Raw genomic sequence first — 728 nt, 5'->3', positions numbered from 1 at the left:
GCCGCTGCCCTGCGCCCAGGCGCCTGCCGTACCGAGCAGGAGCAGCGAACACGCGAGCGTGGTGATGAGGCTAGCCTTCTTCATGTTGTTTCTCTTCCTTTCAAGAGGAGGTTGACGCGCGGAACGGCGGACCGGCAGTTAGAAAATGTGGCGGATACCGATGTCCGCGCCGACCGTCGTGCCGGCTGCGCCGTTGAGCGCACTGTCGACGGAAAGGCCGGTATCCATCGTGCCATGGTTGTTGACCACGCCAAACTGCGCATAGAGGGTCGTGGCACGCGACAGATAATAGTCGGTGCCGATGGCGCCCATGACGGAGTGGTTCGTGGTGTCGCTGCGGTCGCTCGTGTACCAGACGCCGCCGTTCAGGTCGACTCTGGGCGTGACGAGCCAGTCGAGACCGCCGCTGTAGACGTTGTCGTTGAACGAGCCGGCCAGCCCCGTTCCCTTGTAGCTGGTGAACGAGGCCTTGGCGGTGAGCTTGCCGAACTTGTAGGACATGCCGATGACGCGGCCTTCGAACGCGTAGGTCGAGGGGACCGGCGTGGCGGCGCCGCCGGCGTTGCTGTCGTAGAAGCCGGCGTTGATCAGGAACGTGCCGGTGCTGTACGAGAGGTTCGCCGAATAGTTGCGGCCTGCCTGGAAGTCGCCCGCCACCCCGCCCAGCCCGAGCATCACGCTGCCCTGGAAGCCGTAGACCTTGGGGCTCGTGTAGGAGATCGAATTGG

Annotated in this window: 1 protein-coding gene; it reads right to left on the bottom strand. The window is 64.3% G+C overall.

Annotated elements, in window-relative coordinates; all coding sequences use genetic code 11:
* Window positions 1-138 precede the first annotated feature (138 nt).
* Window positions 139-728, bottom strand: a 590-nt coding sequence (locus V8683_RS31380; protein ID WP_462849117.1) for a porin, incomplete at its 5' end; no start/stop codon positions are given.

Source organism: Paraburkholderia sp. AV2, from assembly GCF_054968425.1.
The sequence above is the reverse complement of the archived record's forward strand: the minus strand, read 5'-3'. Positions and strand labels throughout refer to the sequence as shown.